The sequence below is a fragment of the Psychrobacillus sp. OK032 genome (assembly GCF_900111345.1).
In the GTDB taxonomy this organism is placed as follows: domain Bacteria; phylum Bacillota; class Bacilli; order Bacillales_A; family Planococcaceae; genus Psychrobacillus.
In genome coordinates this window covers 1-26313 of sequence record NZ_FOGY01000004.1, presented here as the reverse complement: position 1 = coordinate 26313, position 26313 = coordinate 1, and the positions used below count along the sequence as shown (strand labels likewise).

Below are 26313 nucleotides of genomic sequence, written 5' to 3'. Positions count from 1 at the left end.
ATTTAAAATTTACCATTTCTATAATCACTATAAGCCTGTTTAATCTCTTGCTCGGTGTTCATGACGAATGGGCCTCTTGCAACGACAGGCTCGCGAATCGGCTCGCCCGCATACAACATGACACGCATGCAGCTTCGTGCTTCGATCTTTATTTCGCTCCGCTCGGCAGTTCCCGCAGATCCCATCCATAAAACCTGTCCTTGCTTCCCTAGGATGCTATCGGACCCAAAGGAGCCTTCGCCTTCCAAAATATACAAAAAACCGTTGTAGGATCCTGGAAGCTCAAACTTGAAAGCTGCGCCTGGCTCCATATTGATTTCAGCCATCGTAACAGGAGCAATATTTAATGTATCTGTGGCCATATCACCGAGTGACCCGGAAAATAGACGGATTTCAGCCCCGTTTTCATGAATGACAGGCATATCGGTCTTCCGCAAGTCCTGGTATCTGGAGGGTGACATCTTCTGTCCCGAAGGAATGTTCACCCACAATTGAAGAAGGTTTACTGTCTCGCCCTTTGCCGCATCCTCGAGGTGTTCAACGCCTCTACCTGCAGTCATCCATTGCGCGTCGCCAGCATGAAGCACACCGGTTCCATGCTGGCTATCATAATGGTTTAGGTTGCCGTCAATCAAAAAAGTGACCGTCTCCATTCCACGATGAGGATGGATGCCAAACACTCCGCTGCGCATATGGTCATGTGCCATGAGCAGAAACGGATCATGCTCTTCCCAATGACCGGGTTCAACTATCATTGCCATAGTATGAATGTCGCTATTTCGTTGGAAATGAGGGGTACGGACACTTTTTATGCCTCGACTAAATACATCTAGATTGTTCATCATGATCTTCCTTCCGTAAATTATTTATTACCTAGCTAATAAAGGTGTTAGGTGGTGTGGATTCATTATGCAACGAATTGAATGATTTATGAAGTAGGCACAATGATGATACCGGGTATCTTCAAAGTAACTTTGGGGATTAGCATAGCTTCTGGAGGCCCTTTACACATTGAGTCGAATCGTATTAATATTGAAACTAGGCTACAATAGGATAGTCAACAGGCTGGAGGATCAAAAAATGGATGAAAAACCGGATAATTGTAAAGTCGCTACAACGTTGGATATGATTGTGGGCAAGTGGAAAATAGCCATAATGCTCCATTTACTTCATTACGGGACGATGAGGTTTAATGAATTACAAAAAGTAATGCCCAGCGTTACTAAAAAAGTGCTCACCTCCCACTTGAGAGAGTTGGAGGAAGAGGGAATAATCCTGCGGGTAACTTACCCTCAGGTTCCTCCGAAGGTTGAATATTCGATGACCAAGTACGGGGAGTCGCTCCAAATGGTTCTTGATATGATGCATGACTGGGGAGTGTCTCATTTGGAACGAAAGCAACAGCAGCAATCACTACAACTGTTCGAGAATAACAATAGTTAACATTTGACACTTACTTTTAATACAGGAGGGGCTGCAATGAGCAGCCCCTTCGCCACGTTTTTGGTAGGAGTGTGTAGAAGTTTATTCGGTCATATCAATCTCGATTAGCCTGCACGTTTGTAGAATATGTTTAACAAAAAAGCACTAATCCTCCTTGGATTAATGCCTGTTAATTTAATTTAGTAATTCAATTAATAATGGAACATTAGATGGATTTTTCATTTTGTTTCTTTTTCTTACTTCCTATACAGCTAACAATAAACATAAGGATTGGAATTATTTCAAGAGGCACGAATAAAAACAGAAATCCTATTCCCGCAAATCCATCTTGTGTTATGTCTCTATAAATGAATGAACCAGCAACAGTGAATATAGGCATAAAAATTATCGCTAAGTACATACCCCATATCATAAAATTATGTCCAAGAACGTTTAAAAGTGAGAATGAAAGCCATTATAAAAAAATTATAAGCACTGCGGATTAGAGGTAATAATTTGAACCACGCTCCTTAAATTTCTGTCTTTTTATAAGTCTTATTGAACTAACCTGCTTCGTTAGTTCAGTAAGAAAAAGCTACCCTTACTTGCAGCCACTTGTTCAACTAAAACACCCGTTTTCTAATGAAGTTTTTATATAGATATATAATAATTCCACATATAATTGCTATTCCTACCAAAGAAAAGACAAAGAAAAAGGGGGAAATAACCATACCAAATGCTACTTCATTTTGAAGATAGTCTACTTTCTCCCATGAACCTGATATATCTGGCTTATAGAATTTTGTTTTTATATAACCAATTCCTATCGTGCAAACAATATAAACTAAATGAATAATTACCGAAGCTATAAATGCTTGAATCACTAATTTCATTTATACTCCTCCCCCATAATTGACCATAATAATCCCAATTTGTTACTTAAACTAAACTGCCCCGTTAGCCATCCATGCAGCACAAAAAAATGCTGCACCACAGAGAATGAAAATGGTTAGGAAGTGTCAATACTGATACTGACCTTAATCCAGTCTACCGTAATCCATAGACTTATTTTTGCTCTCCTCTTTTTTTTAACGATTAAGTAGGGGTCTTCTTAAGTATTGTCATTTTTCATTTCTTGAAGAACTAATTTTCATGGGAGTTGAACAAGCATAACCTAATGCATATATTGGTCGAACTGCGACTTATGTTTACTTTTTGTTGAACTTGTCAATCCTATAAATAAAACATTACGGAGGTATTTTTATGATTGGATTACTAACAAAAAACTCGCAAGGAAGGTATGCATTCTATAATGGTTTTTACTTTACAGCTGGTGATGCTATTGAAATCAAACTAGATAATAATCATTGGGTACAAACTATAATTAAATATAAGGATGAAGATTACTATTTAAAAGATTTTCCTAATCTTAAAATTGAAGGATTGACTGCGAGAAAAGTTGTATAACTTTCCTCGTTTTTTAATTAGACATAATGTTCAAAAGCGACATAAAGCATTCATTCTCTTGTTCAACTAAACTGCACCGTTAGTTTAATAAGAATGTAATATATAGCCTACTCTAATTCACCTATAAACCAAATATCTCTTTTATAAATTTCCCCATCTTCATCGGTTATTTCTTCTTTAAATCCTAAGACATTCATATCTTCGGGGATATTTATTCCCCAATCAGTCTCAAAATTTCTTTCATTTGGCAGGGGAATCCATCCTTGAAATTCGTTATTTCTATTAAAGAACCCCTCGAAGTGAGAATCACCAGCAAACACTATGATTTGAGAATCAAACAATGCTTGGAAACTAATATAAACAACCACTCGACACCTATCAGGAGTATTTGATTTGATTTCAATCAAATGTTTAGCTCGTTCTAATAAAGTTTGAACACACAGTCTCTTAATTCCAAAAGGAGTCCTCTCGGAATCAATAAAACCTTGGGCAACTGGTAAATGGAGATGCCAATATCCGTTATAAAAATCCAAAGGAAAATCAGAGGTTTCCTCCCAGATTCTCTTTATCATATTTCTCGTTATTCGCTTTAAACCCCTTATCTTCTTAATACGCATTTTTATCTCCTATCTATTTTCTATTCATTTTAACCTTTTTTGAGAAAAAAGAGTTGCCTAAGCAACCCTATGATCTTTCCTAAAGCACCCGTTAGTTCAACAAGGGTATTGAACGTGAGAACATTACTCCCACTCATAATCAGTCACCAGCTCAACCTTTTCTGGCATTATTTTTTGGAGAGAGTCTATTGTTGAAAAGTGTTCATCATTTGAGAATGCGGTAATATAATCGCCATCATACCCTACCCAAAACATAGTCGAATTTTTAGTTAAAGTTGCTATCGGGGTATTAGCTATCCATTTTAGATTAACGAGTCTGGTTCGGTTATTTTTAGTCCTTTTTACAGGATTAGGTGACTCATTTTCCCTTTCCTCTAGTCTGAACACATCCTGTTTTAAGGACCATAATGATAGGTTCAACATACTCCCATTCCCGTGCAAGTAAGGATAATATTCTTTAAATTGCTTCGGGCTGCGGATAATTGCCTTTACAAAAAAGGTGTCTTTACGACTCCCCTTCATATAATTGAACTCTATATTTTGCATCTTAAACATATCTTCGTACTCTGCTTGTTGAAAATCATAGATTTCCGCAAGTGAATAAATAGGGTAATAATTTGGGCTCTCCATCCAATTGCAAAAGAATTCTTCATGTTCATTTGTATAATCACCATCAATATAACAAGAAAAATCTACGATATATTGGAACTCACCGTTAATCTCAAAAGGATAATTGGCTTCTGGACCCGGTACAGTAATTATTTTTTCGGGAGGGTAGTAGCTTATTTCTACTTTCATTTTAATCGCCTCTCTTAAAAGATTCGGATGGGTATATTTTTATTATATTGCCACATGAAACTGTTGTTTTCGCTGGCTTATTTTATTAGTGTTATCAATTTGTTGAACTAACCTGCGGCGTTAGTTCAATAAGAAAAAGCTACCCTTACAGGCAGCCACTTGTGAGCTAAAGCACCACGTTAGTTGAATAACAAGCACCCGTTAGTTGAATATAATCGCGAATTACATTTTTTAGTTCCTAAATTTCTTTATTACAGTTACTAAAATTGCAATAAAAAAAACGATGACACTATTTACTATTAGATATTGTCCTACTTGCAAACCATAAAATATTGCAAAAGCATCACGAATAATAAATACTGCTAATGCACCACCGATTCCCCCAAATGAAACTGCTAATAACAATATTATAAAAGCAGCAAAATATAAATTTTTCTTTTTTTTGTAAGATATAAATCCAATAATATTTGCAATTACAATAAAAAAGCCCATAAGTATTAAGAAAAAATTAGTCATTTAACTCCCCCTGCATAAACATATTTTACCATTAAAACCAAAACCTCATTGAACTATTCTGCCCCTTTAGTTCAATAAGATAAAAGGGTCTACTCCGTTAAAGTAAAGGGGGATCCTAAAGTTTAAGAAGAGATAATTAGTACTTAGAACCATTTTTTTATTTTCCTTTTTCCCTATATAATCTATCTGCTCTTCGAATACTAAAAAATAATAATACGTTCGAAAGAATAATAAATACAACCCAATATTCATTTTCTATTGTAGTTGCGGTTATTACTGCTATAAGACTTAAAATAAAAGAAGATATAATTCCGATAGAAAATTTACTATCTTTAAAAATGGATAAATTCAAATACGCACCTCCTGATTAATTCAAACTAATAATTCAGCTCTTTCATGTTTTTTGATTATTTAACAATCGCTATTAGCCCTTATTTTAGAAGAACCCCTTATGTTACTTGTTCAACTAAACTGCTTCTTTAGTTGAACAAGAAAAGAGAGCTGTACTATCAGCTCTACATCTAACTAAAGCACCCGTTAGCATTAAAGTCGATGTTAAGTGTAAAGTTCTTTGTTTATATTTTCAACTTCTTCGTAAATGAAAGATAAATCATTCTCTTTACAACAACTGTATAGTCTTTTAATTATGAGAGTGCCGGTAAAAGAAAATCAACCAACATGAAAAAAGGAAATAAATATTTGAAATCTGCTTTAATAGAAGCCGCTCATTCTGTCAAAGGTTCCCAAACCATATCTAGGTGCATTGTCTAGACGTACTGCATCCCGAAAAGGTAAAAAGCGTGCAGGAGTAACTGTCGCTCATGCCATTTTAAGAATCTCCTATTATCTCTTAACCCGCAAAGATATGTACGTAGATTTAGGAGAAGATTACTTTGACAAGCAAAAAGAATAATCAATCGTACGATATTCTGTTCGGAGACTGGAAAACTTAGGATACAAAGTTACAATTACTGAACCAAATGCCTCCTAATCCAACTCATAATTTGTCCTCATTTAGGCGCTGCAATTTTTTAAAAAACAAATGAGCTACGTCTGATTTCGTAGTGTCTTTTTCTCTAAATCGTAGATTTTAGTTTTCATGGGAGTTTAAGTGTAAAATTTCACATTGTACATAAATATAGACCATCATTTTTGATGTTCTTGTTTAACTAAAGCACCTCGATACTTAAAGTACAGTTCTTCACAAACTTAGCTTTTTACAAAATGATACTTTATGCAAATTAGGCGTGTAATGCTTTATATCAATCTCGTTTTTTGTTTTTTTGTTCCTAAAGTTCGTGTTATTGTTAAATTGTTGCTAATCTTTGTTAGTTTCATTAAGTTTACTATCATGCTTAGTTGGTAGGATTTAATTGCAAACGGGCTTCCCAATAGTTTTGTATGATCATGATTTGAGATTGGTGGTCTTTCCAATCGTGGAAGTTTGATTGTAAGTCTATTATTATATTAGTAATATAGACCACCAATCAAAATTCTCTAAAGGGATTTAAACTTCTTCTTTGGAGAATCAATTAAATGAAAAATAATAAGATGAATATTGGATAATTTTTTTACAAACACCCGTCAACAAAATTAGTTCGTATCCTCCGTTAAGAAAGTAATCACTACAAATAATGCAAATGCCAATAATAATAAAGTTCCTCCTACAATGAAGAAAATCATCACAAATGTTTCATTTAAGTTAAATGGGTTTAAATTATACATCCACATACCAAACGTTAGACCAAATGCACCAAGCATTGCTGTAATAGCGTGTATAGACACAAGATTTTTATATTTTACAGTATAGACTTTATAAAATATTCCCCATGCAAATACGGATAACCATCCAACTAATAATATATGTGCATGTATCGGACGCAATGAATAATCCATATTTCCACTCATTTTCGACCCTAAAAACGTACCGATTATTCCAAAAATAGCTGCAAAACGAATTAATCGGATTGACCATTTCTTTTCCATAATGTTAGCTCCTTCTAATTGGTAATTTAATTTCAAATGTACTTCCATTTCCGATTTTACTTGTTACATTTACTTGCCCACCATGTAACTCCACAACTTTCTTGACAATTGAAAGTCCTAGCCCAGTTCCGTCTTTCTTTCTTGCTGTATCTACTCGATAAAAGCGGACAAATATTTGCGTTAGTTGTTCATTATTAATCCCAATTCCTGTATCTTTGAAAATAATTTGAATTTCGTCATGTACTTCTCGACAAGTAATCGAAATAATACTTCCAAATTCAGAATACTTAATAGCATTACTTAATAAATTATCCCACACACTCATGAGTAATTCTGCATCACCTTGAATAGATACAGGTTCTAATTTATAGGATAATTCTAATTCGCGTTCATTGATTCGCCATTGCGACTTCCTTATAATCTCTTTTAACTGTTCATCTAATCGAACACTATTCCTTTGTAAGGAATAAGAAGCCTGATCTAATGAGGTTAAGATGAGTAATTGTTTTGTTAAGTTTGATAATCTCTTAGATTCTCGCTGAATAATCGCTGCATACTGTAATCTGTCTTCTTTCCTTAGTCCATCAGTTTGCAGTAGATCAGCGTAACCTTGAATATTCATTAATGGCGACTGAAAATCATGAGAAACGTCATTGATAAATGCCTTGCGTAATTCATCATTATGAGCAAGCTGTTGCTGCATTAAATTAAAATTTTCCGCCAATTGACCTATCTCATCATTTCGAGAAATATTTAATCGGTAATTGAAATTTTCATTTTTTACCGCCTTTGTAGCTTCTGTTAATGATGAAATGGGACGAATTAATTTTCGTGTCATTACAACCACACCCAGTAAGCTAATTATTGCGATTGCAACTACAAAGCTCATTAAAACAACATGTATATCCGAGAAAATTGACTTGTTATCGGGTCTTAAAAATAATGCATATTGGTTTTGCTTTGTAATAACAGGTACTCCAACTGAATTTTCCAAGCTATTGGAAAAATGTCCTATCATTAAAAACGAACTCGGTGCGTATTTCATCCCATGATATATTTCTCCATCAATAATAGTTTGAACTGTTTCATGAGATATCTTTAAGTTTTGAAATTCTTCACCAAAAGGGTATTTTTCTCCAGAACTAGATATTAAATATATTTGATATCCTGAATTACCGATTAATGATAAATATGCATGCATAGAATCCTTCGAATCGTGCATATTTTCAATTCCATTCGCAACCTCCTGAGCAAACTTTGCATTTTGTGAATCAATTTTGTCTTTTGAGACTGAAAAGTAAATAATATTTGCAAGGGCAAATCCGAAGATAATACTACAAAACAAAATTAATAACGTGGCGCTAATAAATTGTCGATAAAGTGTTTTCATTTCAACATCTCTAATTTATAACCAATTCCACGAACGGTTAGAATTTCAACATCTGCCTCGTAACGTATTAGTCGCTCTCTTAATCGATTAATATGTGTATTCAGCGTATAGTCATTACCCTCAATATCAATTCCCCATGTATGCTCAATCATAAAAATTCGTTGTACGATTTTTCCACTTCGTGATGCTAGCAAAGTGAGTAGCTCAAATTCCTTCAAAGGCAACAAAACGGTTTCTTTTTTTATAATTACTTCGTAGTTTTTTCGATCAATTTTCATATTTCCGATTTCTATGAAGTTTTCTAAAGATCGTTCATAACGTCGTAAAACAACTGCAACCCTAAATAATAATTCGCTAGGTTCAAATGGCTTTACTATGTAATCTTCCGATCCAGCAGTAAATCCTTGTTCTTTATCGACTAATTGGCCTTTAGCGGTCAATAAAATCACGGGAATATCATAATCTTTCGTCAGAATTTCTGTTAATTCAAAACCATTCATACCTGGCATCATAACGTCTACAATCGCCAAATCCACTTTGTAAGTTTCTAATAACGTTAGCGCTGCTTCCGCATTGTCAGCATTATGCACTTTATACCCTTCACGTTCCAAATGTATAGATACTAGTTGTAATGTATCTAAATCATCATCTACTAATAAAATCTGCATAGTAACGCCTCCGCTTTCTAGTGAATTTAGTTTCATGTAAGCTATTAATCATTTTATTGTAACGTTAATTTACCATCTTCCATGCGGTAAACACGGTCGCAATATGCCAACATTCGTTCATCATGTGTTACCATAATAGCCGCTCTACCACGTGCTTTAACCTCTTTTGAAATAAGGGATACGACCTCATTTGCACGGTTTGTATCCAATGATGCAGTAGGTTCATCGGCTAAAATAAGTGATGAATCATTCATAAATGAACGTGCGATTGCTACACGTTGTCGTTCTCCTCCAGAAAGCTCGTTTGGAAATTTTTCAAACTTATCAGTCAAACCAAGCTCTATTAATAATTCTTTTGCAAAGGCTCCATCTTGTTTTGTTACTTTACCCGACATCTTTTTTAATAGAAGCAAATTGTCTAAAACGTTTAAATATGGCATTAGGTTAGACGTTTGTAAAATAAATCCTATTTCATGTAATCGCAAATGGGAAAGCTCTTTGTCTTTTAATGTTGCGATATTCTTATTATCAATTTTCACTTCACCTTGCGAGGGTTTTAATAACGCACCAGCAATCGATAGAAACGTTGATTTTCCAGAACCTGATGGACCTATAATTGCCACAAACTCTCCAGACGCAACCTCCATTGATACTTGATCTAAAGCAATTATTTGAGATTCACCTTCTTTATATACCTTTGAAACATTTTTCATGCTTAACGTCATTACTCAACCCTCCCTAACGCTGTTAATGGATCTATTTTTGAAATTCGACGAACTGAAAACAATGAGCTACCAACAGAAATCACTAATAGTACTATTCCATATATAATAACTAATACAGGATCTAAATTAAATGGCATTTCTTCTGGGAATACCATCGCAGTTAAATACGTAAGACCAATTCCTATTAAAATACTAAAAAATGACAAGACAAATACTTGGGACACGATTGCTCTAGCTATAAATCCATTTGAAGCACCAATTGCTTTCATCACACCAAATTGCTGTGTTTTTTGAATCGTTAATACATAGAAGAATACTGCAATAACGAAAGCAGAAATGACAATTAAGAACACAAGCATCATCATAATTGTACCATTTTCTGCTGTATAACCTGGCATACCATTAATAGCTGAGGATTTTGTTACTACTTCAACGCCATCAACTTCTTTTTCCATTTGAATTGCATCGACGACTTTACCTAATATGGCGAATGCATTGATAGCATCTTCTACCCCATTATTTGATCCGGGTGCGGAATATTTATATTCCCGTACAAAATCCATGTTTGCAAATAGGGAAGGCAAGTGGTTGAATGTCTCATTTTCCACAAAACCAATAATTTTTGCATTCAGTTCTGAACCATCAATTGCTATTACATCTCCAATTGCATAGCCTTTTTGATCTTTTAATGTGATATTCGCAACCACACCATTTTTAATGGTCGGTTCAATTGCTTTACCTTCTATTACTTCTGGATGTAAAAATGAGCTTGCTTCAATACCTAATAGAGCGGCATCTACTTTGTCCTCCCCTTCAGCAACACCATCAATTGGTAAAATTGCAATGACTGCTTGAGAAAATGGTGCAACTTCTTCTACACCTGGCTGAGCTTCAATTTTACTTTGCAACGATTGAGATAATAATGATTTTGAGAATTTCGCACCCGCCCCATTTTCATAAACAACATGCTCTGCTTCCCAGTTTTTAATCGTCGCGGCGCTTAGTGTAGATAATCCATTTCCTAAACCTGAAAGAATAAATACAAGCCATGCGATTAATACAATGATAAGCCCAATCATTGTAAAACGTAACTTACCATGTTTTAATTCTTTTAATGCTAAAAACATACAATAAACCTCCTTCTTTTCATTTTCATTCCTCATCATAAACAAGTAATATAAACTTTATATAAACTTTCAGCATTTGAGCTGAAATAGAGGTATTAACACATCCAAATTAAGACCTTATTTTAGAAATTAATAAAAGTTGTTATGAAACAAATTCATGAGTAATTAAGAAATTTGATATAGAAAGGGAGTTATGATAAAAGGTACTGACCACCAAATTGGAAATTGAACACCTTCGTGAATCCTGTCATTCCCCTATGGAAAAAGCGATTTTTGAATTCATGTTTTCTACCGGTTGTCGAATTGGAGAAATAGTTGCGTTAGAAAAGAACCATATTAATAGGTCCATTCAATCTGCGAGAGTTAGAGGAAAAGGCGACAAGGAAAGTTTATTTTAATACGTGGCTCAAACGCTATATTGAAAGCCGTAAAGATGCTAATTCAGCCATCTTTGTAACAGCTAGACGGCCACACAAAATGAGTGTCCCCTAAATGCGATACATCATCAAGCTTATTTCTAATCGTGCGGAAATTAATAAAGATATTCATCCTCACCAACTTAGACACAGCTACGCAACTCATTTGTTGAATAATGGAGCTCCTATTGAAGTGATACAAAGTCTTTTGGGACATGAAAAAAGGGAGACCACAAGGATCTACGCACGGTTAAGCGGAAGGTTAAGAAAGGAGTATTATCAGAAGTACTTTTAATGCAAAAGGAGCAACGTCTTAAAAGACGTTGCTCCTTTTGACTAAAGCACCCGTTAGCTGAAGAAGAACAGAGACGCTTATAAACAATCACACTCGATTGCGGATATCATAGTACTCGTCTTATTCAGCTAACACACGTAGGTTGATTGAATAGCAATACCGTTATTACTAATTTCCACAGGACTTAAAATTCCACATAAAATGGTTGTTTGCTGCTATCAAGACAGTACTCTATTCTTTGTCTAAAATTTTCAATAGTTATCATTTTCAAAGCCTGCTCGATAGGGAAAAAACCCACCTCTAAACTTTCTGGGGAAGTTGTTAATTTGCCACCAGTTGGCTTAGCTAAAAAGAGAGTATTACAAATTGACTTATTCACATTTTGAAATACCCCGCAGAATTTAAGAACTTCAATATCAATACCTGACTCCTCTTTAGTTTCCCTTATTGCAGCGTCTTTCAGAGACTCACCTTCCTCAACTATTCCACCTGGCATTTCCCAACCTCTCATAGGACCTTTAATTAGCAAAATTTCCTTTTGGTCGTTGAGTACAATAGTTGCAGCCGAAACAAAGTGTTTAGAAGGTGTGTAAATATGTGATGTGTTTTGTCACAAAGTCATTGCCCCCTTTTTGTTCAATAATTTACAAATACTAACTTATTCTACACAATCGCAAAAAAACCTTTTTCTTCAGCTATACTGCACCGTTAGTTCAATAAGAAAAAGCTACCTTTACAGGCAGCCACTTGTTTAACTAAAGCCCCCGTTAGCACAATAAGAAAAGCCTTCGAAATCACTAATTACTCTCTTTACTTTTCTTATAAAAGTTTGATACCACCCCTAATATAATTCCGATTACAATTAAGGGTATAGAAAATGTTGAATATGGTTCAGGAGTATCCGCAATCCCAATTGTCTGATTAAAAGAAAATCCAACTGACATTAGCAATATTCCTAAATAAAATAAGATTTTTCCAATCTTGTTATAGCTTTTCAATAAAAACACCCCTTACATTTCTCATTCTTATATAACCATCTTAAACTAAACTGCATCTTTAGTTTAATAAGAAAAAAGGCTTTACTCCTTCTTGAAGTTAAGCACCCGTTAGTTGAATAAGATTTATTCGTCCTCAAAGTCATCCCCGTTCTCTTCTTCTGAAATTAAAATAATAAATTCTTTCAAATTAGGGGCATATTCTTCATGTTCTACATCTTCGTGATACCAAATATAAATTTCATTCTCCATTCTTCCGTTATTTACTTTAAAACATAGTTTATCTCCCGAACCATCATCACCGATTGCAATAAGGTCTTTCGACATATCTTCTTCTCTAACTTCGGTGTTTTGTCTAACAACATCATCCCAAGTTTTTTGGGGATTTCTATGGTCTTTAATAGGATATAGTGTCCATTCACCTACTTCTGCATTATTGATTAACTTGAAAAGTTCCTTATATTGTTCTGGGAAGACTGCACCTAACTTGTCTTCTGTTGCCTTTATGTCTGATTCACCAACGCCTATTTTCCTTGTCTGTATTAGTTCTATTACATCTTTCATTAAATAACCTCCCTGTTAGTTTTATGAAATATTAAATGTTATAAAGTATTTCCTTATTGAACTAACCTGCCGCGTTAGTTCAATAAGAAAAAGGCTTTACCCCTTCTTGTAGTAAAGCACCCTTTAGTTGAATAACACTACTTGTGAGATAAAGGTTTTTCTGGTCGGTTAGAGCAATATTTGCAATTAGGGTCACTACATTTAGATTCAATCCAACTATTACATTTAGGACAAAAATACGTATCAAAATCATCATAATAAACTAAATTAAACTTGCATTTAGAACAATATTTTTCTTGTTCAATTTGACCATAAAATTCAAAGTCATCTATTATCACTTTGCTATATACTTCTTTAATATTCATAAAAAACCTCCATAAAATTAATAACCTGCTGCGTTAGTTCAATAAGAAATAGGCTTCACTCCTTTTTGAAGAAAGCACCCGTTAGTGCAACGAGAATGACTTTTTCAATTAAGATAAGTTAATAAGTAAATCAAACTTAATGACTATAACTATGGCAAGTAAAAATAAAACCCCTTCGCTAATAGTTAGAATATATTGTTTGGGGTTCTGCGAATATTTACACTCAAAAAATGCCCTTACTGCGTAATCTAATAAAATGTAGAAAAACGATGTAATTAGTATTAGATTTATCGAATATTCTCGAGTTATGATCAAGATATTAGTAACGATAAATGCAATCGTAGAAATAATTCTGATAGCCCAATCAATTTTTCTATGCAAGTCGTTTATGTGGTTGTAAGAAAAAAAGGATTTTTTTTCTTTCTCGATTTTTATTAATTTCCTCAAAAGCAACTTAACTATTGTACTTAAAACAAACACAACCAATACAAAAAGTGCTAATTTTACCCAAATCATACAATACCCCCTTATTTAACTATACTGCCTCGTTAGTTCAGTAAGAAAAAGCTACCCTTACTTGCAGCCACTTGTTCAACTAAAACACCCGTTTTCTAATGAAGTTTTTATATAGAAATATAATAATTCCACATATAATTGCTATTCCTACCAAAGAAAAGACAAAGAAAAAGGGGGAAATAACCATACCAAATGCTACTTCATTTTGAAGATAGTCTACTTTCTCCCATGAACCTGATATATCTGGCTTATAGAATTTTGTTTTTATATAACCAATTCCTATCGTGCAAACAATATAAATTAAATGAATAATTACCGAAGCTATAAATGCTTGAATCACTAATTTCATTTATACTCCTCCCCCATAATTGACCATAATAATCCCAATTTGTTACTTAAACTAAACTGCCCCGTTAGTTGAACAAGCATAATCTAATGCATATATTGGTCGAACTGCGACTTATGTTTACTTTTTGTTGAACTTGTCAATCCTATAAATAAAACATTACGGAGGTATTTTTATGATTGGATTACTAACAAAAAACTCGCAAGGAAGGTATGCATTCTATAATGGTTTTTACTTTACAGCTGGTGATGCTATTGAAATCAAACTAGATATTAATCATTGGGTACAAACTATAATTAAATATAAGGATGAAGATTACTATTTAAAAGATTTTCCTAATCTTAAAATCGAAGGATTGACTGCGAGAAAAGTTGTATAACTTTTCTCGTTTTTTTAATTAGACATAATGTTCAAAAGCGACATAAAGCATTCATTCTCTTGTTCAACTAAACTCGATGTTAGTTCAATATGAAAAAAGAGTTGCCTAAGCAACCCATGCTTCAACTAAATTGACATTATTCTTGAGATAAATTTAACCAATTTTTTTCATCAATGGATTGGATTTTATACTTTGAACCAACTATATCTAACATTCTTTGATAAGTTTTAACATCCCAAGAATCATCCACATGTTCATATAAGTCTTTTTGTATAAATTCTTGAGTAATATAGTTTGTAACAGAACTAATGTCAACTAATTCTCCAAAAAACTGTCTTAACATAATCGAATCCTCTTTTTCTAAAGGTTCATCTGATAGGAGATAAATCCTAAATACATTAACAATTACATTTATATCTTCGTCATCAAAAAAACAAAGTGGCTCTAACTTTTTATCTTCTTCTGTAAAGGGTCCTCTAGTATCTTCAATAATGACATAAGCCAGCATTTTATTATCTTTAAAGAAACGAAAAACTTCTAAATCTCGTAATCTTAGTTTTCTATCGATTGAAATCATTTTTTTCACCTATCCAAATATGAATTTATGACCTGCAGTAATATCTGTACATATTCTTCAGTCTAAACAAATTACCCTTCTGAAACTATAAAAAACAAACATTTTCTTCTTGAACTAACCTGCCTCGTTAGTTGAACAAGCAACTTCTCTTCTATTGCACATTGTGCTCGTACTGGGAAGCAATCCTAATTACCCTTTACAATTGGATTTCTTCTTGAATTAATGGCAAAGGAGCAATAAATTAGTACAGATGTTCTTTTAAAGGTATAATAGCCTTATTATAAATAAAAGGAGTTTTGCTTTATGGGTCAAAGAGTCCCCTATTATGAAATTGCACCTGATGGTATGAAAATTATGATGGATATGGAGAAGTACACGAAAACGACAGCAATCGAACGAAAACTTCGTGAGCTTATTAAAATTCGCGCTTCTCAAATTAACGGATGTGCATTTTGTTTGAATATGCATACATCAGATGCTCGAAAAATGGGTGAAACCGAACAGCGACTTTACTGTGTTAGTGCATGGAAAGAGTGTGAATTCTACACAGAAGCAGAAAAAGTAGCTTTAGAGTTGACAGAGTACGTGACATTAATCCCGACAAAACGTGTTCCGGATGAGCTTTATCAACGAGTACGCGAACATTATGACGAGAAACAATATGTTGACCTTGTTCTAATCATCAATCAAATCAACAATTGGAATAGAATTTCTATTGCAATGGGAAATATAGCAACTGAAAAATAATTACAATCAAAGAGCATCTTATGGTGCTCTTTTTTTCCTAAACAATATGTGTCAAATGCGACATTAAAGAAGGGATTTTTCATTTCTCTTCTTCAACTAACCTGCTGCGTTAGTTCAATAAGAAAAAGCTACCCTTACAGGCGGGCAATTGTTTATCTAAAGCACCAGTTAGTTGAAGAGGAGGCATTTATATTTCAAGCCATTCGTTCAAATTAGCAATGCCGCTATATGATTTATTCCAGACGATGTTTTCTTCTAAGAATTCTATTCCTGCATTAGTAAGCTGTGGCGAGTTAAGTGCAACCGAGTGAACTGCTTCATCAAACCACTCATCATCACCATAGTAATAAATGGTAATTCCTTTTACATATCCTAAATCATCGATAACTTCTATAATTTCAGCCCACATGAACAATTCTAAATGATAATCTATATGATTGGGCATGCTACCATTATTTATTTCAAACAGTATACTGTACATCAATTTTTTCTTATTCAAGTTATCCCCCCCCTAAAAAAACCTGCATTGTTAGTTTAAGTGTACCATTTCAAAATGATAGTCTTGTTTAACTAAAGCACCCGTTAGCCATCCATGCAGTCAAAAACGCTGCACCAAAGAGGATGAAAATTGTTTCAGAACGGGTATAGATTAGTATGGCTGGCGAAGAAGGTCGATGAACTATGGTGCCATAGAACCCAACCGTTAGTTTGACTCCAACGACCACGGTGCATCACAGACTCTCACACTTAATACGAGTAGCACTCATGGGGGATTAATCCTACTCTGGTTATTGCACCAGCCTTGCCTTTATTCTAAATAGAATGGAGTCGGTTCCTAATTTACCTATCATCTCAATGTAATCATTCTGAAGGCTCAGCCATATTTTAAAAAAACTATTTCTGAGTCTCTTTTGATATGCAATTTTATAGATTTTGAGTGTTTTTTAATTTTCATGGGAGTTGAACAAGTATAAACTAGATCTTAAAATCAACCGATCCATTTTTGATTTATTTGAAATCAAGATTAGCCAATAGCTAAAGTACAATGCATCTTTTAAAATCAGCATATACTGAATACTATATTAGGAAGTAAGGGGGTGAAACTATGTATCCTCGGTTCAACTCTTCTTGTATTAGTAAACAGGAAGATAGTTTAAAAAGTTCCATGCGTTTAGTTTGGGAACAACACGTATACTGGACAAGATTGACGATCATCAGCATAGCTTTTAATTTACCTGATGTAAATTTTACTACCGCACGTCTTCTACAGAACGCTACAGATATGGGAAATTTACTAAAGCCTTTCTATGGAAATAAAAAAGCCGTAATGTTCAGCAACTTAATAAGGGATCACCTTGTAATTGCTGCGGAACTTGTCAAAGCTGCAAAAGCAAACGATCAAAAAGCTGCTACAGATGCAGAGAGGAGATGGTACGAAAATGGAGCAAAAAATTCTGAATTCGTAAGTACAATCAATCCTTATATATCAAAAAGGGGCTACCAGAAAATGTTTTTCGAGCATCTTGAACTTACTAAAATGGAAGCAGTATTTATGCTCCAAAAAAATTTTAGAGAAAGTATTGCTACGTTTGATAAAATTGAGCTGGAGGCTTTACACATGGCCGACACATTAACGGTTGCAATCGTAAAACAATTCCCCGAAAAATTTCAAATATAAGGGTTGCTGATTGTGATATCGAACTAAACAGTTACATTAGCACAATAATTTCAACAAAAAAGGGCGTAAATACCTCTTGAATCAACGCCACCGAACTTGTGATTATGTCCTAAGAGGACATTGTACTACCCTCATTTATAATACAATTTGTAACCATATTTATCTCAATTATATAAATTATTGAAAATAGCAATAAGGAGTAGTACATTTGGAAATCCCTGTTTCTGGATTCATGTATCATTCAGACGATTCGGATCCTCAGCATTCCCACCAACTTTTATCACTTCATGGGATGGCAGACCTGTCCCTGCCCATGTAGAAGAGAATTTTTTCCTTTCTTCTTACTCGCAACTCTATTTTTAACCTAAAATTAAGTTAGAATGCGATTAGTGCTTCTATTTCACACAATTGTATAACTCCTCATGTCGTTCTTTATTAGTAATTAGTAATCAAATACTTTTACCTACAACTTATGTTGTTCTTTTATTGGACATGGTTGTAGGTGAAATAAAACTTGGTGCTCGTCATTGTAGTACCTTATGTTTATTAGTACGGTCTGAATCCTCACAAAACTAGATGAACGACCTTAACAGTAAAATTGAGAAAAACAGGCAATGTAAATGATTCCATCCTCTATTCATTAAGCTTTGTCTTTCATTTAAAAAGTCCATGAATAATTTCGCAATAACTTGTATCGAATTTAATTGTTTTCCATTATCACTTTGTATTAAATGATCATTCATCAATTTGTATTCAGTAAAACTATATATCCAGATTTACCTTATGATAAGTTTTCTCAAACTAAAGAAAACTTTATAGTTGTTTAAAAACACAAACATAAAAAGTCGATTCCCTAATAGATATTGGGATTCGACTTTTTTAGATTGAAAATTTATTTAGTTATGTCATCTAATTCTTTTAATGTATTAGTAAGTTGATCGTTCAATGATTTAATGCATCTTTTCGAGTACAATCTTCATTAGCAGTGAAAATTGCATCTAATAAAAAGAAGAAAAGAATTGCAGGAAGTAACTGAGAACCATACAAGTTTCACCGTAAATGACATAAGAATAGAGCCTAAAATGAACGCGTATAGCAGTGAAGGTGAAACAATTGATGGGAATGAAGAGCAAACCCATAACAAATAGAAATTGCGCGATAAATGCTATTATCTCACAGTTTCTTTACAATAAAAAACGACCAACTCATTTAGGAGAAGATCGATTTTTAGAAGAGGAGGTTCAAAATCGGATTGTAACGATATTATTTTTGCCTACTTAATTCATCATCTCTCTAAAATCGTTTATCAAATAGACAATTAAATTGCCCTACGACCAAAAAGTGATGTTTTCACTGTTGAAGCTCTCTTGATTAATCCAAATAATCTACATCATTTTTGGATTAGTATCTCATAAAAGTTGCTCCTACAATGATTAGTAAGATAAACAATACTACAATCAATACGAAGGTCGACCCGTTGTTACTGTACCCACCATATGAGCTTTCACCACATCCATACATAATATACCCCCTCCTTTTCCTAATGATACTTATAGATTATGAAAGAATTATGTTATAGATAAGGTAATTTATCATGTATCGAAGAATTTAATTAGTTGAGTGAGGTTTTTTGTGCAAATTTGAACTAAACGCATAATTTAGAAGGCTATTTTAAGTTAGGCTTTCAAGTAAAATAATAATGCCCCACCCACAATTAAGTGAGCAAGGAATAATTATAATTTACATTTAAATCGTTCATGTTGGTTTGGAATAAAGATTGATTAAAACACAGTTACAAATGCTGTTTCTAATAGAAAATCATAGCCCCTATTTTGAACAAAGATTGATCACAAAGGGGCTATTTTTCATATCTGTATAGAGCTTTTTGTAATAAAGATTGATTATTTCGGAAATCGAATATTTAACTAAAGCACCCGTTTATATGAAATCCATTTTTTTCAAAACTCTTTTAAAAGCAAAATTATCTGTATCGCAAGTAGCTATAACCTTTTTAACATTTAGTCGAGATAATCCCCAACCTACCATCGCTTTATCCATTTCAGTTGCATAACCTTTACTTTGATAACTTGGTACAATACTATACCCAATATCGATAATACCTTCTTTGTTTGGTCCGCCTTTAAAATCCATATCACCCATAATCATATTATCTTCCTTATGGATGATAATTCCCACTCAATCGTCGCTGGTTGCTTAGAAGTAATATCATACGGTACGCTCGCCAACCACTGATATATAAGGGTTTTACGCTTTTCATCAAAACAGAAAAATCCGTTCAAATCATGTAATTCTTGTCCTCAATTGTAGCTGGTGAACCCCCCGTTTACAACGTTATTATTTTGAATAATGGCTATGTCGTTTCAATGTCAAAATCAATTAGTGAGGAATGGATATCTGATGACGAGTTTTTTGTCACCGAATCTGAAATTTAGGAGAATAATAAACTCCATCATCAATTGAAAAAAGAACTTCGAATAAGAAAAACATAGGGAGATTTTAGTCTTCCTATGTTTTCATTCATATTATTTATCTGTTTGTTTTTGCTTTTTTTTCAAATACTCCGCACGTATTTTTTCAAGTTGCTGCTTTTTATCAAATTTGGCAGGCTTGTGTTTTTCATGATACTTTGCCACAGCCATCTGACCTTTGGTATCCAATTGATATTTCCCCACTTTGTTCACCTACTTTTCTTGTCATTAAAGAGAATCTATTCAACAAATATAATATACCTTATTTTACTGAAGTAAACCTTTTTACTTTATTAGTGTACTGCCTAACCTTGCATATATCAGTAAAAACTTAGTAAAATAATTCAGAGCCAAATGGTATTCATTATACTTATCTTTACGACCTTAAATTTGCTGATTGATTTTAAAGTCATCAATCAAGTCGCTAATATTAACTAAAACAAAAAACCTCTTCCAGTTATTTGTTATAAATAACTAAAAGAGAGTTTAATTTTTGAAATATAAATAGTTGTACGTTAATCATTGATTTAGTTCTTAACAAACTACGTTAGACATTGATATGACTGCGTTTATAACAATCAACATCAACGGTTAATGATAAAAACCATTTTAACTCATATTGATTTTTTATCTGAGCAGGTTGAGCTGCTAAACCAAGAGGTAGCTACTAGATTATCCTCCCATCAAGAAGATATTGAACGGTTGGATTCTATCGCTGGCATTGCCACTCGTATGGCGGAACAGATTATAGCTGAAGTCGGAACTGATGTGGAGAAACAATTTCCCAGTGCGGCTCACTTATGTTCTTGGGCAGGATTAACACCTGGACATAATGAGAGTGCCGGTAAGCGAAAATCAACCAACATGAAAAAAGGAAATAAATAATTGAAATCTGCCTTAATAGAAGCCGCTCATTCTGTCAAAGGTTCCAAAACATATCTAGGTGTATTGTATAGACGTACCGCATCCCGAAAAGGTAAAAAGCGTGCAGGAGTAACTGTCGCTCATGCCATTTTAAGAATCTCCTATTCGAAGACTTGAAAACTTAGGTTACAACGTCACTATCACTGAACCGAATGCCTCCTAATCCAACCCACAATTTGATTCTCATTTAGGCGCTGCACTTTTTTAAAAAATAAATGAGCTGCGTCTGATTTCGTATTGCCTTTTTCTCTAAATCGAAGATTTTAATTTTCATGGGAGTTGAATAAGCACTATGAATTAGATATACTTTTATTTTCCTGATCAACTTCTTGATTGCAATATTCATTATAAATTAGTTTCATTGCATCAATAATTATTTCATCTGCTGATTTCTCTTTATTTCGATTTGGTAACTCCTTTGCCCCCAAAACAAATAATAATGGATTTTTGGAAAACTCACCCATTATCCCAATATCAACTACAACATTATCTAATCCACCAGTCATATGATTTAAGAAATGGCTTGGTATACCTTCTATATCACCTCGTTGCCTAACTAATCCATTAATAACTGGAACCCATAGATCAGGATTAATTTTGTACCCTTGATGTATTAATCGTAAAAGTTCCAACATCTCACTCAATTCACCCTTGTTATCTAAGTCTCTGGGATTTTGAGTAATATTTATGTTTTTAAAATAGGATTTTATTTTTTGATTAATCATTTCCCATCCACCACAAAATTGAACAATTCTGTCCGCAACAAAGCTATCGTGACAGGCTACCATCACTTCCACCGCATCTCGGAGTGCCAAGTTTTCTCTATTTTGAAAGTGAGGATACACTTCGTTACTATCCTCTTCTGGATTTAAAGTTACATCTTCAACAATATCGGTCCATTTATAGTGTCTTTCTTCAACCAATCTTGCGATACAAAAGGCAATTGCAACTTTTGCTGCAGAAGCAAGAGGTACTAATAAACCTTTATTTAATGATAAAAGTATATCTTGTTTTACTTGAGAATAAATAATAATTCCCACTTCACCTGACTCTAATTCCTTTATTTTTTCAAGAACATTCTCCATTTCCGAACCCCACTTTACAATATTTTCTATTTTCTCTGTAAACTTGTCTTATTCAACTAAACTGCACCGTTAATTTAATAAGAACAGAGACGCTTATTAAACAATTGCGCCCGTTAACGGAATATGTTTATAAATACCGTCTTATCCTGTTACCGTTAATAAAACTGCTATTGTATTGAATACTCCATGGACTATCATTCCTGGAATGACAGAACCTGTCTTTTCATACACCCAAGCGAACACAACACCGTTGATGAAATTCACGGGCATTGCGTTTATAGTTGGAAAGTACGCTATCGTAAATATTAGCGAGCTAATCACGATTCCCCAATTCATTCCAAGTCTAACTCTTAACCAACGGTAGATAAACCCTCGATAAAAAATCTCTTCATAAACTGGAGATACTACGCCAGCGGAAATAATACCAATGAGTATAGTAAACAGATTAATATTTTGCTGTAAGCTCTCCGTCTTGCTGTTATCTACACTATTACCTAATCAACTTGTTAGTAATACTACTGCTACGCTTAAAATAACAGTTATCAATAACCATATTGGGATTTTTAACCAGTACTTTGTAGAAAAACTTCTTACCCCTACCTCTTTCCATGAGAGATTTTTAGGACGTAGTGCGATAAAATATAACCCTGACATGAGTACAATCGCAATTGTTAATCCAGTTAATGTTCCTGAGTATAGTGTATTGCTAAACAAAGATAGATAAAGTGATTGGACGCCATATTTAACAACCACAATCACAAATATAAATTCGAGTAATAGCAGTAGCGTAAATTCCTTCCCAGTCCATGTGTCCTTCTGTTTCCATGCCGGAACATTCATAACCTAAATTCTCTTCGATAATTATTTTTTTATTAAACAATATGACCCGATTGTTGAATTCAAGTTAACAACACTGTTCAACTAATCTGCCCCTTTACTTTAATACGCTTGAAACGAATGAAAGTTCCGAATTTTAGAAATTTACCATATATAATTATCAAAAGTCCATTTTTTCTTATTGAACTAAACTGCCCCTTTAGTTCAATAAGAAAAAGGCTTTACTCCTTCTAGAAGTAAAGCACCCGTTAGTTGAATAAGAAACTCAGAACTGGCGGTAAGAATAACAGACTAATTGAAGTGAAAATAAGTATTTGAGAAACTAATTTCGGTAGTTTTTCTCTACCTTTTCCTTTATACCATCCGCTAAATTGCAATTTATTTCTATATAGTACAAAAATCAAAGTAAGAATAGCTATATAAGTCATCCAACCATATTTGTCAATATCAGTGCCAATTTCTAAATATACATTTCCAACAATATAACCCAAAATGCCAACAACAATAGCCATTATGAACAAAATTCGTATTAACTCTAGGAATATAACAACAGGAGTCATCAACACAGTACGAATAGATTTCTCACCATCACGACTATTTTCCACTAATTCCACCTCCTTTAGTTGTTATTTCTAACAAGAATAAAGTCTGTCTGCTGACAGCCATGTTCTGCTAAAGCACCCGTTAGTTGAATAAGCACCTTCTCTTTTACTACACATTATAGTCGAAATGCGTATTAGATATTAATCGTATTTTTTCCACCCATTTGTCATACTTCAAACTTCATGTATCAAATGGAATTAGCGATAAATTATTTTCCATTCTTAATGAAACTTAAGAGGGATTTCTTAATTGAGTGTAGAAAAATATATGTGCAAACAAAACACAGGAGGCTACTATGACTAATTTAATATCACATATTGCTACACTGGAAATACCAGTTACTAATTTAGAAGAATCTATAGAGTTTTATATCGATATCCTAGGTGCCGAAGTCCACTTTCAAGGTAAAAAAAATGCTATGCTTACTATGAAATCAAAAGGAGTTCCAACGATTTTCTTGGTTGAAACTGAAGAAATTAATGGATTATCATTCAGAAATACAAATACTAATATCGTTCATAGCATAATTGACTTTATACTCCTACCTTAAAAGAATTATATGAGTGGCTTGAAGGAAAACAAGTTGAAGTTGGTCCTTTAAATTTACAAGGCGAATTTGGTGGTTTTGGATTTAAAGATCCTTCTGGAAATTGGTTAAGTGCCTGCAATATCCTTCACCCAGAACAGTAAATTTTTTTACTTTTTAAGTTACAGGCGTAATTTTTTTGCGCCTTTCTTTCTATTACACATAATGAGTCTAATGCGACATAAAAACTCCCATTTTCTTCTTCAACTAACCTGCCCCTTTAGTTCAATAAGAAAAAAGGCTTTACTCCTTCTTGAAGAAAAGCACCCGTTAACTTAAGAAGGATTATTGATTTCTTGCAATAATAATTCTAAATCAAATTTCAAGTTACTTCTTGTCTCTATATCAAATTCTCTTAATATCACCGAAAAAGATACAATCGTGGAGGCGTTGTGGAAAGCGGAAGGGAATAAAACACGGGCGAGTAGGTTGCTTGGGATAAGTAGGCCTTGGTTGTATAAGAAGATGAAGGAGTTTGGGTTGTATTGATGGGGAGTTCTCCTTCACCTCTGGTGTTTCGAAAACCGTTAAGGTATTTGGCAATTTATAGATAATTGGAATGAACGTAGGCACCGAAAAGTTCCTTTTCACTAAAACTTTCCGATGCCTTTTTATTTATAAATGTCAATTATAATTTTTGGGTAAACTTAAAAATCAATTCAACAATTACAATAATCAGCAAATTGGGAATGATCCTACTCAACTGCACGTTGTATCGTTGCGGCTTTAAATCAAATGAATAAAATTAGCAAAACCATTATTCTATTTCTTGTTTCGGTTTATCGTTCCATTCTGGTGTTCTCTTTTCAAAAAAAGCATTAATTCCTTCTACTGCATCAGGATGTTTACTATTTAAAGCAATAACTTCAGTTGAATAATTTAATGCTTGAAAATCTTCCATATTGAGTTGTTGGTAAAATTGTCTTTTACCTAATTCTATAATGTTCAAGCTTTGTTTCGTAATGTCTTTCGCTAATTTATCTGTTTCGTCATCCAACTTTTCAACTGGAACTACTTTATTTACTAACCCCTCTGCTTCCGCTTCTTCTGCTGACATAAGATTACCTGTAAATAATAATTCTGCTGCTTTCTTTCTTCCAATATTTCGACTTAAAAATACTGCTGGTGTACTACAAAATAATCCACTATTAATTCCTGGAACTGCAAAACGTGCTCGATCACTGGCAATCGCTAAATCACTTGCTGCAACGAGTTGACAACCTGCTGCAACCGCAACACCTTCTACTTTCGAAATAACAATTTGTGGAATTTCTCTTATTCGTTTCATGAGTTGCTGGCATACTTGAAACAATGCTAATACTTCATTTTCCGTTCTCGTTTCTATTTCTCTTAAACTATGACCTGCACTAAAAGACTTTTCGGATCCTTCGATAATGATCACTTTCACTTCACGCTTCATAGCTAATTCTTGGAGTAATTGGTCAAACTCTTGCATCAATTGCAATGATAACGTGTTAAACTCTTTCGGGTTTTCTAATGTAATGTATGCTATATCTTCTGACTGTCTAAATGATAAAAATTCCATATAAACTCTCCTTTTTTCACATAGCTTATTATTGCAAAATTCACACACAACATATGTATATCATAAATAAATATGAATTTTCTGTCAATGAGCCGGTTTTTTAAGTTTATATAATCGTTAAACCCTTCTTTCAAAAACCTTCCCTTTAAGCGAATATATTCGCTATATATTTGGAAATTCCTTCTTGAACTAACCTGCGCGTTAGTTTAAGTGTAACATTTCACAATGGATTTCTGAGGTCCACTTGATGTTTTAGATAAAAAAATAATATTTCCACTGAGTATTGTTAATCGTCTTCTAAGTACAAAAACAACCTTCTTTATAAACTTCACATCTTACACACTCTTTCTGAACATCAAATCTTCCATGCTTTTTTTCAGCAAGCCATAATTCGGATTTTAAATTGTTATCTATTTGAAATAAATTTCTTTTCAAATTTCTAATCCATATTGAGAATTTCTTAAAAACAACCTTTTTTTCTAAACTACTTTTCTTTAAGAACAATTTAATTTTTAACGAGAGAATGTAGACTTAATACTACTAAATTAATCGAGTTTATCTACAATTACCAAATTGTACAATCACCTTTCGCTTTAAAATCATAGTTTATAAATGTAAGGATAAGCTTTACAAACCAAAAGGAGGTATT

37 protein-coding genes and 1 pseudogene are annotated in these 26313 nt (G+C 33.6%); 11 read left to right on the top strand and 27 right to left on the bottom strand.

Translation table 11 applies throughout. The features are described from left to right. Nucleotides 1–2: 2 nt before the first annotated feature. The gene (locus tag BMZ04_RS08940) at nucleotides 3–842 is read right to left on the bottom strand and encodes a pirin family protein (protein WP_093268267.1); all 840 of its coding nucleotides are present in this window, start codon (nucleotides 840–842) and stop codon (nucleotides 3–5) included. 238 nt (nucleotides 843–1080) lie between these two features. Between BMZ04_RS08940 and BMZ04_RS08935 the strand changes: the two genes are divergently transcribed. Beyond that, nucleotides 1081–1443: a winged helix-turn-helix transcriptional regulator gene (locus tag BMZ04_RS08935; RefSeq protein WP_093268262.1), complete on the top strand. Its 363-nt coding sequence runs from the start codon at nucleotides 1081–1083 to the stop codon at nucleotides 1441–1443. Between the two features lie 205 nt (nucleotides 1444–1648). Here the strand turns inward: BMZ04_RS08935 and BMZ04_RS22340 are convergent, their stop codons facing one another. Together BMZ04_RS22340 and BMZ04_RS08925 are read right to left on the bottom strand one after the other, a co-directional pair. Continuing rightward, complete coding sequence (locus BMZ04_RS22340; RefSeq protein WP_177184394.1) at nucleotides 1649–1822, bottom strand: hypothetical protein; 174 nt, start codon at nucleotides 1820–1822, stop codon at nucleotides 1649–1651. Between the two features lie 223 nt (nucleotides 1823–2045). Then, complete coding sequence (locus BMZ04_RS08925; RefSeq protein ID WP_093268254.1) at nucleotides 2046–2315, bottom strand: hypothetical protein; 270 nt, start codon at nucleotides 2313–2315, stop codon at nucleotides 2046–2048. A 370-nt stretch (nucleotides 2316–2685) separates the two neighbouring features. Here BMZ04_RS08925 and BMZ04_RS08920 point away from each other — a divergent pair, with 370 nt between their 5' ends. Next, nucleotides 2686–2889, top strand: coding sequence for a DUF5348 domain-containing protein (locus BMZ04_RS08920; protein ID WP_093268249.1), 204 nt, complete (start codon nucleotides 2686–2688; stop codon nucleotides 2887–2889). A gap of 107 nt (nucleotides 2890–2996) precedes the next feature. Here the strand turns inward: BMZ04_RS08920 and BMZ04_RS08915 are convergent, their stop codons facing one another. The 4 genes from BMZ04_RS08915 to BMZ04_RS08900 all read right to left on the bottom strand — a co-directional run bounded on the left by BMZ04_RS08915 (nucleotide 2997) and on the right by BMZ04_RS08900 (nucleotide 5172). Beyond that, nucleotides 2997–3506, bottom strand: a complete 510-nt coding sequence (locus BMZ04_RS08915; RefSeq protein WP_093268245.1) for a DUF3916 domain-containing protein — start codon at nucleotides 3504–3506, stop codon at nucleotides 2997–2999. A 123-nt stretch (nucleotides 3507–3629) separates the two neighbouring features. Continuing rightward, nucleotides 3630–4304: a hypothetical protein gene (locus BMZ04_RS08910; RefSeq protein WP_093268241.1), complete on the bottom strand. Its 675-nt coding sequence runs from the start codon at nucleotides 4302–4304 to the stop codon at nucleotides 3630–3632. A 231-nt stretch (nucleotides 4305–4535) separates the two neighbouring features. Further along, nucleotides 4536–4820, bottom strand: a complete 285-nt coding sequence (locus BMZ04_RS08905) for a 3-isopropylmalate dehydrogenase (protein WP_093268237.1) — start codon at nucleotides 4818–4820, stop codon at nucleotides 4536–4538. 157 nt (nucleotides 4821–4977) lie between these two features. Further along, complete coding sequence (locus tag BMZ04_RS08900) at nucleotides 4978–5172, bottom strand: hypothetical protein (RefSeq protein ID WP_093268233.1); 195 nt, start codon at nucleotides 5170–5172, stop codon at nucleotides 4978–4980. Between the two features lie 326 nt (nucleotides 5173–5498). Between BMZ04_RS08900 and BMZ04_RS22335 the strand changes: the two genes are divergently transcribed. Together BMZ04_RS22335 and BMZ04_RS22330 are read left to right on the top strand one after the other, a co-directional pair. Next, on the top strand, nucleotides 5499–5591 hold the full coding sequence (locus BMZ04_RS22335; protein WP_255367864.1) for a hypothetical protein: 93 nt from the start codon (nucleotides 5499–5501) through the stop codon (nucleotides 5589–5591). Continuing rightward, nucleotides 5584–5733, top strand: coding sequence for a hypothetical protein (locus BMZ04_RS22330; protein WP_177184393.1), 150 nt, complete (start codon nucleotides 5584–5586; stop codon nucleotides 5731–5733). Before BMZ04_RS22335 ends, BMZ04_RS22330 begins: the two co-directional genes overlap by 8 nt. 680 nt (nucleotides 5734–6413) lie before the next feature. Here the strand turns inward: BMZ04_RS22330 and BMZ04_RS08890 are convergent. Genes BMZ04_RS08890 through BMZ04_RS08870 form a run of 5 tightly spaced genes read right to left on the bottom strand, consistent with a single transcriptional unit; the run spans nucleotide 6414 to nucleotide 10716 of the window. Next, on the bottom strand, nucleotides 6414–6806 hold the full coding sequence (locus BMZ04_RS08890; protein WP_093269558.1) for a hypothetical protein: 393 nt from the start codon (nucleotides 6804–6806) through the stop codon (nucleotides 6414–6416). 4 nt (nucleotides 6807–6810) lie between these two features. After that, nucleotides 6811–8196: a sensor histidine kinase gene (locus tag BMZ04_RS08885; RefSeq protein ID WP_093268229.1), complete on the bottom strand. Its 1386-nt coding sequence runs from the start codon at nucleotides 8194–8196 to the stop codon at nucleotides 6811–6813. Next, complete coding sequence (locus tag BMZ04_RS08880; RefSeq protein ID WP_093268225.1) at nucleotides 8193–8864, bottom strand: response regulator transcription factor; 672 nt, start codon at nucleotides 8862–8864, stop codon at nucleotides 8193–8195. Before BMZ04_RS08880 ends, BMZ04_RS08885 begins: the two co-directional genes overlap by 4 nt. Before the next feature lie 53 nt (nucleotides 8865–8917). Continuing rightward, entirely contained in the window at nucleotides 8918–9589 is a 672-nt protein-coding gene (locus BMZ04_RS08875) for an ABC transporter ATP-binding protein (protein WP_093268221.1), read from the bottom strand. Continuing rightward, the gene (locus BMZ04_RS08870; protein ID WP_093268216.1) at nucleotides 9589–10716 is read right to left on the bottom strand and encodes an ABC transporter permease; all 1128 of its coding nucleotides are present in this window, start codon (nucleotides 10714–10716) and stop codon (nucleotides 9589–9591) included. Before BMZ04_RS08870 ends, BMZ04_RS08875 begins: the two co-directional genes overlap by 1 nt. A gap of 212 nt (nucleotides 10717–10928) precedes the next feature. On the opposite strand from BMZ04_RS08870, the pseudogene BMZ04_RS22765 reads away from it, so the two are divergent. Beyond that, a pseudogene (locus BMZ04_RS22765) lies at nucleotides 10929–11427 on the top strand (tyrosine-type recombinase/integrase); the annotation flags it as partial. Nucleotides 11428–11611: 184 nt separating this feature from the next. On the opposite strand, the gene BMZ04_RS08855 reads toward BMZ04_RS22765, so the two are convergent. From BMZ04_RS08855 to BMZ04_RS08830, 5 genes are all read right to left on the bottom strand, one after another. Next, the gene (locus BMZ04_RS08855; RefSeq protein WP_093268206.1) at nucleotides 11612–12022 is read right to left on the bottom strand and encodes an NUDIX hydrolase; all 411 of its coding nucleotides are present in this window, start codon (nucleotides 12020–12022) and stop codon (nucleotides 11612–11614) included. A 526-nt stretch (nucleotides 12023–12548) separates the two neighbouring features. Then, a complete protein-coding gene (locus BMZ04_RS08845; protein ID WP_093268197.1) occupies nucleotides 12549–12986 on the bottom strand; it encodes an SMI1/KNR4 family protein in 438 nt (145 codons plus the stop codon). Between the two features lie 79 nt (nucleotides 12987–13065). Beyond that, nucleotides 13066–13242, bottom strand: a complete 177-nt coding sequence (locus tag BMZ04_RS22325; protein WP_177184392.1) for a hypothetical protein — start codon at nucleotides 13240–13242, stop codon at nucleotides 13066–13068. A gap of 217 nt (nucleotides 13243–13459) precedes the next feature. Then, complete coding sequence (locus BMZ04_RS08835; RefSeq protein ID WP_093268188.1) at nucleotides 13460–13867, bottom strand: DUF4181 domain-containing protein; 408 nt, start codon at nucleotides 13865–13867, stop codon at nucleotides 13460–13462. A gap of 79 nt (nucleotides 13868–13946) precedes the next feature. Further along, nucleotides 13947–14216 (bottom strand): hypothetical protein, encoded by a 270-nt coding sequence (locus tag BMZ04_RS08830; protein ID WP_093268183.1) that lies wholly within the window; start codon nucleotides 14214–14216, stop codon nucleotides 13947–13949. A gap of 172 nt (nucleotides 14217–14388) precedes the next feature. Between BMZ04_RS08830 and BMZ04_RS08825 the strand changes: the two genes are divergently transcribed. Further along, nucleotides 14389–14592, top strand: a complete 204-nt coding sequence (locus BMZ04_RS08825) for a DUF5348 domain-containing protein (protein ID WP_093268180.1) — start codon at nucleotides 14389–14391, stop codon at nucleotides 14590–14592. Nucleotides 14593–14728: 136 nt separating this feature from the next. Here BMZ04_RS08825 and BMZ04_RS08820 read toward each other — a convergent pair whose 3' ends face one another. Beyond that, nucleotides 14729–15169: a terpene synthase gene (locus BMZ04_RS08820; RefSeq protein ID WP_093268176.1), complete on the bottom strand. Its 441-nt coding sequence runs from the start codon at nucleotides 15167–15169 to the stop codon at nucleotides 14729–14731. Between the two features lie 303 nt (nucleotides 15170–15472). Here BMZ04_RS08820 and BMZ04_RS08815 point away from each other — a divergent pair, with 303 nt between their 5' ends. Then, the gene (locus BMZ04_RS08815; RefSeq protein WP_093268173.1) at nucleotides 15473–15916 is read left to right on the top strand and encodes a carboxymuconolactone decarboxylase family protein; all 444 of its coding nucleotides are present in this window, start codon (nucleotides 15473–15475) and stop codon (nucleotides 15914–15916) included. Nucleotides 15917–16103: 187 nt separating this feature from the next. On the opposite strand, the gene BMZ04_RS08810 is transcribed toward BMZ04_RS08815, so the two are convergent. Next, entirely contained in the window at nucleotides 16104–16415 is a 312-nt protein-coding gene (locus BMZ04_RS08810; protein WP_093268170.1) for a YjcQ family protein, read from the bottom strand. Nucleotides 16416–17021: 606 nt separating this feature from the next. Between BMZ04_RS08810 and BMZ04_RS08805 the strand changes: the two genes are divergently transcribed. After that, entirely contained in the window at nucleotides 17022–17594 is a 573-nt protein-coding gene (locus BMZ04_RS08805; protein WP_093268166.1) for an acetylglutamate kinase, read from the top strand. A gap of 1401 nt (nucleotides 17595–18995) precedes the next feature. Here BMZ04_RS08805 and BMZ04_RS08800 read toward each other — a convergent pair. The 3 genes from BMZ04_RS08800 to BMZ04_RS22315 form a co-directional block, all read right to left on the bottom strand. Beyond that, a complete protein-coding gene (locus BMZ04_RS08800) occupies nucleotides 18996–19115 on the bottom strand; it encodes a YjcZ family sporulation protein (protein WP_093268161.1) in 120 nt (39 codons plus the stop codon). 417 nt (nucleotides 19116–19532) lie between these two features. Next, complete coding sequence (locus tag BMZ04_RS08795; protein WP_255367863.1) at nucleotides 19533–19790, bottom strand: GNAT family N-acetyltransferase; 258 nt, start codon at nucleotides 19788–19790, stop codon at nucleotides 19533–19535. A gap of 347 nt (nucleotides 19791–20137) precedes the next feature. Beyond that, nucleotides 20138–20287, bottom strand: coding sequence for a hypothetical protein (locus tag BMZ04_RS22315; RefSeq protein WP_093268153.1), 150 nt, complete (start codon nucleotides 20285–20287; stop codon nucleotides 20138–20140). Between the two features lie 390 nt (nucleotides 20288–20677). Between BMZ04_RS22315 and BMZ04_RS22310 the strand changes: the two genes are divergently transcribed. Continuing rightward, nucleotides 20678–20968 carry a transposase gene (locus BMZ04_RS22310; RefSeq protein ID WP_177184389.1) on the top strand — a complete coding sequence of 97 codons (291 nt, stop codon included), beginning with the start codon at nucleotides 20678–20680 and terminating at the stop codon, nucleotides 20966–20968. Between the two features lie 329 nt (nucleotides 20969–21297). Here the strand turns inward: BMZ04_RS22310 and BMZ04_RS08780 are convergent, their stop codons facing one another. The 4 genes from BMZ04_RS08780 to BMZ04_RS08770 all read right to left on the bottom strand — a co-directional run bounded on the left by BMZ04_RS08780 (nucleotide 21298) and on the right by BMZ04_RS08770 (nucleotide 23534). Continuing rightward, a complete protein-coding gene (locus tag BMZ04_RS08780) occupies nucleotides 21298–22092 on the bottom strand; it encodes a serine hydrolase (RefSeq protein WP_093268148.1) in 795 nt (264 codons plus the stop codon). A gap of 141 nt (nucleotides 22093–22233) precedes the next feature. Beyond that, nucleotides 22234–22515 carry a CPBP family intramembrane glutamic endopeptidase gene (locus tag BMZ04_RS23135; RefSeq protein WP_369802655.1) on the bottom strand — a complete coding sequence of 94 codons (282 nt, stop codon included), beginning with the start codon at nucleotides 22513–22515 and terminating at the stop codon, nucleotides 22234–22236. A gap of 75 nt (nucleotides 22516–22590) precedes the next feature. Further along, nucleotides 22591–22932 carry a hypothetical protein gene (locus tag BMZ04_RS23130; RefSeq protein WP_369802646.1) on the bottom strand — a complete coding sequence of 114 codons (342 nt, stop codon included), beginning with the start codon at nucleotides 22930–22932 and terminating at the stop codon, nucleotides 22591–22593. 245 nt (nucleotides 22933–23177) lie between these two features. After that, a complete protein-coding gene (locus BMZ04_RS08770) occupies nucleotides 23178–23534 on the bottom strand; it encodes a hypothetical protein (RefSeq protein WP_255367862.1) in 357 nt (118 codons plus the stop codon). A gap of 293 nt (nucleotides 23535–23827) precedes the next feature. Between BMZ04_RS08770 and BMZ04_RS22760 the strand changes: the two genes are divergently transcribed. Together BMZ04_RS22760 and BMZ04_RS08760 are read left to right on the top strand one after the other, a co-directional pair. Further along, nucleotides 23828–24082: a VOC family protein gene (locus tag BMZ04_RS22760; protein WP_255367861.1), complete on the top strand. Its 255-nt coding sequence runs from the start codon at nucleotides 23828–23830 to the stop codon at nucleotides 24080–24082. 324 nt (nucleotides 24083–24406) lie between these two features. After that, a complete protein-coding gene (locus BMZ04_RS08760) occupies nucleotides 24407–24607 on the top strand; it encodes a helix-turn-helix domain-containing protein (protein WP_093268143.1) in 201 nt (66 codons plus the stop codon). 268 nt (nucleotides 24608–24875) lie between these two features. Here the strand turns inward: BMZ04_RS08760 and BMZ04_RS08755 are convergent, their stop codons facing one another. Continuing rightward, nucleotides 24876–25664 carry an enoyl-CoA hydratase-related protein gene (locus tag BMZ04_RS08755; RefSeq protein ID WP_093268138.1) on the bottom strand — a complete coding sequence of 263 codons (789 nt, stop codon included), beginning with the start codon at nucleotides 25662–25664 and terminating at the stop codon, nucleotides 24876–24878. Nucleotides 25665–26313: the final 649 nt, after the last annotated feature.

Excerpts from the sequence above, each read along its gene's own strand:
- BMZ04_RS08845 (WP_093268197.1), bottom strand. The coding sequence starts at position 12,986 with ATGAAAGATGTAATAGAACTAATACAGACAAGGAAAATAGGCGTTGGT.
- BMZ04_RS08935 (WP_093268262.1), top strand. The coding sequence starts at position 1,081 with ATGGATGAAAAACCGGATAATTGTAAAGTCGCTACAACGTTGGATATG.
- BMZ04_RS08910 (WP_093268241.1), bottom strand. The coding sequence starts at position 4,304 with ATGAAAGTAGAAATAAGCTACTACCCTCCCGAAAAAATAATTACTGTA.
- BMZ04_RS08940 (WP_093268267.1), bottom strand. The coding sequence starts at position 842 with ATGAACAATCTAGATGTATTTAGTCGAGGCATAAAAAGTGTCCGTACC.
- BMZ04_RS08885 (WP_093268229.1), bottom strand. The coding sequence starts at position 8,196 with ATGAAAACACTTTATCGACAATTTATTAGCGCCACGTTATTAATTTTG.
- BMZ04_RS08800 (WP_093268161.1), bottom strand. The coding sequence starts at position 19,115 with ATGTATGGATGTGGTGAAAGCTCATATGGTGGGTACAGTAACAACGGG.
- BMZ04_RS08870 (WP_093268216.1), bottom strand. The coding sequence starts at position 10,716 with ATGTTTTTAGCATTAAAAGAATTAAAACATGGTAAGTTACGTTTTACA.
- BMZ04_RS22325 (WP_177184392.1), bottom strand. The coding sequence starts at position 13,242 with ATGATGATTTTGATACGTATTTTTGTCCTAAATGTAATAGTTGGATTG.
- BMZ04_RS08915 (WP_093268245.1), bottom strand. The coding sequence starts at position 3,506 with ATGCGTATTAAGAAGATAAGGGGTTTAAAGCGAATAACGAGAAATATG.
- BMZ04_RS08880 (WP_093268225.1), bottom strand. The coding sequence starts at position 8,864 with ATGCAGATTTTATTAGTAGATGATGATTTAGATACATTACAACTAGTA.
- BMZ04_RS08890 (WP_093269558.1), bottom strand. The coding sequence starts at position 6,806 with ATGGAAAAGAAATGGTCAATCCGATTAATTCGTTTTGCAGCTATTTTT.
- BMZ04_RS22335 (WP_255367864.1), top strand. The coding sequence starts at position 5,499 with ATGAAAAAAGGAAATAAATATTTGAAATCTGCTTTAATAGAAGCCGCT.
- BMZ04_RS08825 (WP_093268180.1), top strand. The coding sequence starts at position 14,389 with ATGATTGGATTACTAACAAAAAACTCGCAAGGAAGGTATGCATTCTAT.
- BMZ04_RS08905 (WP_093268237.1), bottom strand. The coding sequence starts at position 4,820 with ATGACTAATTTTTTCTTAATACTTATGGGCTTTTTTATTGTAATTGCA.
- BMZ04_RS08780 (WP_093268148.1), bottom strand. The coding sequence starts at position 22,092 with ATGGAGAATGTTCTTGAAAAAATAAAGGAATTAGAGTCAGGTGAAGTG.
- BMZ04_RS08835 (WP_093268188.1), bottom strand. The coding sequence starts at position 13,867 with ATGATTTGGGTAAAATTAGCACTTTTTGTATTGGTTGTGTTTGTTTTA.
- BMZ04_RS23130 (WP_369802646.1), bottom strand. The coding sequence starts at position 22,932 with ATGAATGTTCCGGCATGGAAACAGAAGGACACATGGACTGGGAAGGAA.
- BMZ04_RS08755 (WP_093268138.1), bottom strand. The coding sequence starts at position 25,664 with ATGGAATTTTTATCATTTAGACAGTCAGAAGATATAGCATACATTACA.
- BMZ04_RS08925 (WP_093268254.1), bottom strand. The coding sequence starts at position 2,315 with ATGAAATTAGTGATTCAAGCATTTATAGCTTCGGTAATTATTCATTTA.
- BMZ04_RS22760 (WP_255367861.1), top strand. The coding sequence starts at position 23,828 with ATGACTAATTTAATATCACATATTGCTACACTGGAAATACCAGTTACT.
- BMZ04_RS08920 (WP_093268249.1), top strand. The coding sequence starts at position 2,686 with ATGATTGGATTACTAACAAAAAACTCGCAAGGAAGGTATGCATTCTAT.
- BMZ04_RS08815 (WP_093268173.1), top strand. The coding sequence starts at position 15,473 with ATGGGTCAAAGAGTCCCCTATTATGAAATTGCACCTGATGGTATGAAA.
- BMZ04_RS22310 (WP_177184389.1), top strand. The coding sequence starts at position 20,678 with ATGATAAAAACCATTTTAACTCATATTGATTTTTTATCTGAGCAGGTT.
- BMZ04_RS08805 (WP_093268166.1), top strand. The coding sequence starts at position 17,022 with ATGTATCCTCGGTTCAACTCTTCTTGTATTAGTAAACAGGAAGATAGT.
- BMZ04_RS08820 (WP_093268176.1), bottom strand. The coding sequence starts at position 15,169 with ATGATTTCAATCGATAGAAAACTAAGATTACGAGATTTAGAAGTTTTT.
- BMZ04_RS08830 (WP_093268183.1), bottom strand. The coding sequence starts at position 14,216 with ATGAAATTAGTGATTCAAGCATTTATAGCTTCGGTAATTATTCATTTA.
- BMZ04_RS22340 (WP_177184394.1), bottom strand. The coding sequence starts at position 1,822 with ATGCCTATATTCACTGTTGCTGGTTCATTCATTTATAGAGACATAACA.
- BMZ04_RS08875 (WP_093268221.1), bottom strand. The coding sequence starts at position 9,589 with ATGACGTTAAGCATGAAAAATGTTTCAAAGGTATATAAAGAAGGTGAA.